Origin of the sequence: Paraburkholderia sp. XV (assembly GCF_020177535.1) — a bacterium.
GTDB lineage: Bacteria > Pseudomonadota > Gammaproteobacteria > Burkholderiales > Burkholderiaceae > Paraburkholderia > Paraburkholderia caribensis.
In genome coordinates this window covers 47,808-53,970 of the sequence record NZ_JAGUUD010000056.1, presented here as the reverse complement: position 1 = coordinate 53,970, position 6,163 = coordinate 47,808, and the positions used below count along the sequence as shown (strand labels likewise).

Below are 6,163 nucleotides of genomic sequence, written 5' to 3'. Positions count from 1 at the left end.
TGCCGCCCCGCACAGGGGCGACGCGTGAAGCGAGCTAACGCATCGCGGATGCCAGAGCGAGCAGAGGCACACCGCAGCTGCCAGCAACGCCCCCAGGCACACCACCCAAAAAGCGTCGCAGACAAAAGAGACCCCTCAGAATGAGTAAATAAACTGCGTAGCCAGCAAATCATTCGACTTGCTATAAGACCCATCATTCCGCAGGAACACCTTCTGATTAGCCCAGTCATGACGATATTCCACCTTGACGGTAATCTGCTGCGTCGGGAAGAACAACAGATCCAGCGCGACATCCTGACGGTTAGCCCCCTTGCACTCAAACCCAAGGCCACCATTGGCCTGCGAATTAGCGAGACAATCAGCACCGATACCAAAACCGTTATTCACATCCATACCATTGGAATTCAAGGCAATCCCACCACCGCCACCACCATTCTTGCTATTGACGAGCAAGTCATACCGCACAGTCGCACCCATGCGACCCACCACCGGCATATTGAACTTCCGATGCGCGAGCAATGACAAACCATACCACTGCGCCTGGCCGCCATTGAACGCCGCGTTCTGCTGCTGCCCATAATCGAGTTCAGCGTTGTACTGCACATCCGCCAGCGTATAAGTCGCGTCGACTTCGCCAAAGAAGAAAGTCCCGCCCGAACTGGGCGCCTGACCGCCCACGCCATAACTGACATTGCCCGTCACCGGATCGACGGCACTCGGCAGCGTCTGACGTCCAATATTGAACGACCCGCCAATATCGAGCGCACTGGACCACGTATAGTCGGCGCGCGCAGTAAACGTCGGAATCTTGTTGCTCGTCGTGATCGGATCGCCCAGTGCATTCGTGCCCGTCTGCGTGACGGCACCATACGTGCGGTACTGTTCATTGCCGACAAAGAATTTCCAGGCCCAGTTGCCCGCCGTATAGTTCGCGCCGACACCCACATAGCTGCCCGGATCGGAGAAGTCATACAGCAGGTTGTGCGTGAGCGTCAGCATCTGGTTCGACTGCTGCACTTCATAGCCGCCAAAGCTCGGAATCAAACCCGCAACGAACGTCGTCGACCCCGTCAGCGGCACATTGACGACGGCCGTGTTCAGGATGTTGTTGCCAATGTCGCCGTGCGAGTTCTGCAGCAGCGTGATGCCGTTGCCACGGTTCGGCATCAACGTGATTTCCGCCGACGGCGCCATCGGCCCGACACCAAATGTCTTCTTGATGTCGAGATACAGATCGCCGAACGTGCTGTTGTAGTAGTTGTACGCGCTCTCGTGATTCGCAAACAGGAACGATGACGAACTCTGCGCGCGGTTATAGATGTACGTCGGGTCGATATAACCCGTCACCGAAAGACCTGCGATCGGCCCCGTCTGCGCCGCGTCTTCCAGCGAATCGACCTTCAACTGCTGATTCGCGATCTGCTGCCTGATCGTGGTCAGGTCGTCGTTGCTGATGTTGGCAGGCGCCCGGCCGTAATCGGGCGACGTGATATCGACAGGAGCCGCTGCCAACGCGGGCGTAGCGGCCGTGCCCACAGCAGGCTTCGCTGCAGGCGCGGTGGCCACCTGCGCGCGCAATTCCTTCACTTCCTTTTGCAACGCGTTCAGTTGCTGCTGAAGCGCCTTGATCTGTGCGCTGGTCGAGTCCGCAAAAGCGGCACCCGGCAGAGCCCCCGCTACCAGCAGACAGATAAGTTTCTTTCTCATGCAATTTTCTCCTTGTTTGTCGTATTGCGAAGAACTTCTTATGCGTTGGCCGTATCGAGCGTGTTGGTCGCCACGGCAGGGCGTGTGGTTTTCGAAGGGGCATCGGCGGCGTCGGCTATTGCGAACGCCATCTGCATGTCGCGAGTGCGCTTGCGGTCGCGCATCAACATCCATTGATTGACGACGATCACGCCGATCGTCACGGCCGTGATGAAGAGCGTGGCGAGTGCATTCATTTCCGGGTTCAGGCCGAGGCGCACGCGCGAGAACACCACCAGCGGCAGCGTCGTCGAACCCGGGCCGGACAGGAATGCGGACAGCACGAGATCGTCGATGGAAAGCGTGAACGACAGCAGCCAGCCGGACAGCAAGGCCTGCGAGATCAGCGGCAGCGTGATGACGAAGAACACCTTGAACGGTGTCGCGCCGAGATCGAGTGCCGCTTCTTCGAGAGACCGGTTCAGTTCCTTGATGCGTGACTGCACGATGATTGCGACGTATGAAACGCACAGCATCACGTGGCCGATCCACATCGTCAGCACGCCGCGTCCCTTGGGCCAGCCGATCATCTGTTCCAGCGCGACGAAGAGCAGCAGTAGCGATATGCCCTGAATCACTTCGGGAATCACCAGCGGCGCGTTGATCATGCCGGCGAAGAACGTGAAGCCGCGAAAGCGCCCAAAGCGCGCCAGCACGAAACCCGCCCACGTGCCGATCACGACGGACGCGCACGCCGTCATCAAGCCGATCTTCAGCGACAGCCACGCGGCCGTGAGCAGTTCGTCGTCATGCAGCAGCGCCCCGTACCACTTCAGCGAGAAGCCGGACCAGACGGTGACGAGCTTCGATTCGTTGAACGAGAACACGACAAGGCTGATGATCGGAATGTAGAGAAAGAGAAATCCGAGCGTCAGCACCGTGGCGGACAAAGGCTTGTTCGGCTTGATCATTTCGCACCCTCCAGTTCCTTGACCTGGTAGTACTGGAATACGGCCATCGGCACGAGCAACAGCAGCACCATCGCCACGGTCACGGCGGACGCCATCGGCCAGTCCATGTCGTTGAAGAACTCATCCCACATCACGCGACCGATCATCAGCGTGTCCGCGCCGCCGAGCAGTTCCGGTATCACGTATTCACCGACAGCGGGAATGAACACGAGTAGCGACCCCGCGATAATCCCGTTCTTCGACAGCGGCAACGTGATGCGTGTGAACGCCGTCCACGGTTTTGCGCCGAGGTCGTAGGCGGCCTCGAGCAGGGTCAGGTCCATCTTCACGAGATGCGCATACAGCGGCATCACCATGAACGGCAAGTACGAATAGACCATGCCGATATAGACGCCGATATCCGTGTGATAGAGACGAAAGGGCGTGTGAATCAGACCGAGCGCGATCAGCGTGTGATTGAGCAGGCCGTCGTCTTTCAGAATGCCGATCCACGCGTACACACGGATCAGAAACGACGTCCAGAACGGCAGCATCACGCCCATCATCAGCAGGTTGCGCGTAGCGGGTGCCGAACGCGCGATGTAGTACGCGATCGGATAGCCGATCAACAGGCAGCAGAGGGTCGAGACGGCGGCCATCTTCAGCGAGCTGAGATACGTTGCGACGTACAGGCTGTCCTGCAACAGGAACGCGTAATGGCTCAGTTGCAGCGCGAAATGCACCATGCCGTCCTTCACGCTGACGAGTTCTGTATAAGGCGGAATGCCAAGGCGCAAATCGGCGAAACTGATCTTCAGCACCAGCACGAACGGCAGCGCGAAGAACACCGTGAGCCAGATGAAGGGAATGCCGATCACGGTGCTGCGCCCCGAAGGGAGCAGCTTCGCGAGGCGCTGCTTGAACGATGCGAGCGCGGGGCTCGCATTCGGGGCGGCGCGCAGTTGCGCCGCGGAGGTTTGGGCGGGATTTCTCATTGCGTCAGCACCACGCCGCTCGAAGGCGACCAGGAGACGAACACGTCGTCTTGATAGACGGGCGCACCTTCGCTCATCAGGTGCGAACTGGAGAGATTCGACATGACGGTCTTGCCGCTCGGCAGGCGCACGTGATACAGCGAATAGCTGCCCATGTACGCGACATCCGTCACGACGCCGCGCGCCCAGTTGTGCGCGGCACCGGGCTTCTCGCGCGTCACGCGCACGCGCTCGGGGCGCACCGAAATGCCGACGGGCATGCCGAGTGGCCCCGTTACGCCGTGGCTCACATACATGCGCGCTTCGAGATCCTCGCTTTCGACAAAGATGTGATCGGGTTCGTCCTCGACGACGACGCCTTCGAACAGATTGGTCGAGCCGATGAACTCGGCGGAAAAGCGGCTATTCGGAAACTCGTAGACCTGCGTCGGCGAGCCGATCTGCACGATGCGGCCTTCGCTCATCACGGCGAGGCGGCTCGCCATCGTCATCGCTTCTTCCTGATCGTGCGTGACCATCACGCAGGTGACATCGACTTTCTCGATGATGTTCACGAGTTCGAGTTGAGTCTTCTGGCGGATCTTCTTGTCGAGCGCGGACATCGGCTCGTCGAGCAGCAACAGCTTCGGGCGCTTGACGAGCGAGCGCGCCAGCGCGACGCGCTGCTGCTGCCCGCCCGATAGCTGATGCGGCTTACGCTTTGCGTACTTCGTCATCTGCACGAGATTCAACGCATCGGCGACGCGCTCCCTGATCTCGTTCTTCGGCGTGCCTTCCTGCTTGAGACCGAACGCGACATTCGACTCGACCGTCATATGCGGAAAGAGCGCATACGACTGGAACATCATGTTGACGGGGCGGCGATAGGGCGGCAAGGCCGCGAGATCTTCGCCGTCGACATAGATCTTGCCGGACGTAGCCGTCTCCAGGCCCGCCAGCATCCGCAACAGCGTGGACTTGCCGCAGCCCGAACTGCCGAGCAGCGCGAACAGTTCATTCTTCGCGATGCTCAGGTTGACGTTGTCGACAGCCGTACTGTCGCCGAACTTCTTCACGACGTTTTCGATGCGAACGAATTGATCCGTCTTCTCTTTCGTCATCGCGGGCTGCGTGGCCGCATTCGCTGCTTGCGTGGTGTGCATCGTATTCATATGTGACCGTTCTTTGCGGATCGCAGGCACGAACGGGCCCTGGCGAGGCGCGCGAAGCGCTCGCAGGTGTCGTGCTGCAATCGGGGAAACACGGGGCTGCGCGCAAGACGCAGACTGACTGCGCTACTGCTCTACGAAGAGGGATCGAGCGATCCCTGTTCGTCTCATTCAGTTCCCTTTCATGTCCCTGAAAACCGGTGTTGAACTACAGCTTCAATGACCGGTTTTCAGTTGTGCCCAAAGGCGGTTTTCGAGCCGCAGAATATCCGTCGGCATCGGTTTCATCAGCGTCATCTTTGCGATCACGTCGTCGGCCGGATAGACCGTCTGATCCTGCGCGACAGCCGGGGTGACGAACTGGCGCGCGGCGCGATTGGCGGTGGGGTAGAACACTTCGTTGGTAATGGCTGCATTGTTCTTCGCGTCCGAAATGAAGTTGATCCACTTCATCGCGGCTTCGGGATGCGGTGCGTCTTTCGGCACGACCATCACGTCGAACCACAGCAGCCCGCCTTCCTTCACGTTCGAGAACTTGACTTCGTATGAGCGCTTCGCTTCCTGGGTGCGGCGCCGCGCGATGCCGACGTCGCCGGACCAGCCGACCACCACGCAAACGTCGTTATTCGCGAGGTCGTTGATATAGCCCGACGAGTTGAACTGCGTGATGTACGGGCGGACTTTCTTCAGCACTTCGTACGCCGCCTGGTAGTCGCCGGGGTTCGTGCTGTTCGGGTCCTTGTGCATGTATTGCAGCGTCGCGGCGAATACGTCGACGGCTTGATCGAGGAACGACACGCCGCAGCTCTTGAGCTTCGACATGTTGGCGGGATCGAACACGAGCGCCCAGCTGTCAACAGGCGCATTCGGGCCCAGCACTTTCTGCACGGCCTGCACGTTGTAGCCGATGCCGTCCGTGCCGTATGCCCACGGTACGCCGTACTGGTTACCCGGGTCCGCGTCGGAAATCATCTTCATCAAGGTCGGGTCGAGATTCTTCAGATTCGGCATCTGCGATTTGTCGAGCTTCTGATAGACGCCGGCCTGAATCTGTTTGGCCATATAGTTCGACGTCGGCACCACGATGTCATAGCCGGAACTGCCGGCAAGCAGTTTGGCCTGCAACGTGTCGTCGCTGTCGTAGTTGTCGTACTTGACCTTGATGCCCGTCTGTTTCTCGAAGTTTGGAATCGTGTCTTTCGCGATGTAGTCGGACCAGTTATAGACGTTCAGTTCGGTATCGGCCGCCTGCGCTGCCGTTCCCGACAGTGCGGCAATGCCCGTCACGACTACCAGCGCGGCCCCCGCGACCGCATGACGAAGATGACAAACGCTCATGTTGATTTCCCTTGGAGGTAAAAGTCTGGCGTGAGCGTGTGTCGCG

The 6,163-nt window shown here is 59.3% G+C and carries 5 protein-coding genes; all 5 read right to left on the bottom strand.

Going from position 1 to position 6,163, the window contains the following annotated elements; all coding sequences use genetic code 11:
• Nucleotides 1-135 precede the first annotated feature (135 nt).
• Nucleotides 136-1,707, bottom strand: a complete 1,572-nt coding sequence (locus KFO72_RS24100; protein WP_054933825.1) for a DUF3138 family protein — start codon at nt 1,705-1,707, stop codon at nt 136-138.
• Nucleotides 1,708-1,745: 38 nt separating this feature from the next.
• A complete protein-coding gene (locus KFO72_RS24095; RefSeq protein WP_107201665.1) occupies nt 1,746-2,657 on the bottom strand; it encodes an ABC transporter permease subunit in 912 nt (303 codons plus the stop codon).
• On the bottom strand, nt 2,654-3,631 hold the full coding sequence (locus KFO72_RS24090; protein ID WP_107201664.1) for an ABC transporter permease subunit: 978 nt from the start codon (nt 3,629-3,631) through the stop codon (nt 2,654-2,656). Before KFO72_RS24090 ends, KFO72_RS24095 begins: the two co-directional genes overlap by 4 nt.
• A complete protein-coding gene (locus KFO72_RS24085) occupies nt 3,628-4,773 on the bottom strand; it encodes an ABC transporter ATP-binding protein (RefSeq protein WP_225033202.1) in 1,146 nt (381 codons plus the stop codon). The genes KFO72_RS24090 and KFO72_RS24085 overlap by 4 nt, the downstream gene beginning before the upstream one ends.
• Before the next feature lie 222 nt (nt 4,774-4,995).
• Nucleotides 4,996-6,117, bottom strand: a complete 1,122-nt coding sequence (locus KFO72_RS24080; protein WP_054933828.1) for a polyamine ABC transporter substrate-binding protein — start codon at nt 6,115-6,117, stop codon at nt 4,996-4,998.
• Nucleotides 6,118-6,163: the final 46 nt, after the last annotated feature.

Bases quoted from the DNA above. Each gene is read 5' to 3' on its own strand.
- KFO72_RS24095 (WP_107201665.1), bottom strand. From the start codon at position 2,657: ATGATCAAGCCGAACAAGCCTTTGTCCGCCACGGTGCTGACGCTCGGA.
- KFO72_RS24080 (WP_054933828.1), bottom strand. From the start codon at position 6,117: ATGAGCGTTTGTCATCTTCGTCATGCGGTCGCGGGGGCCGCGCTGGTA.
- KFO72_RS24085 (WP_225033202.1), bottom strand. From the start codon at position 4,773: ATGCACACCACGCAAGCAGCGAATGCGGCCACGCAGCCCGCGATGACG.
- KFO72_RS24090 (WP_107201664.1), bottom strand. From the start codon at position 3,631: ATGAGAAATCCCGCCCAAACCTCCGCGGCGCAACTGCGCGCCGCCCCG.
- KFO72_RS24100 (WP_054933825.1), bottom strand. From the start codon at position 1,707: ATGAGAAAGAAACTTATCTGTCTGCTGGTAGCGGGGGCTCTGCCGGGT.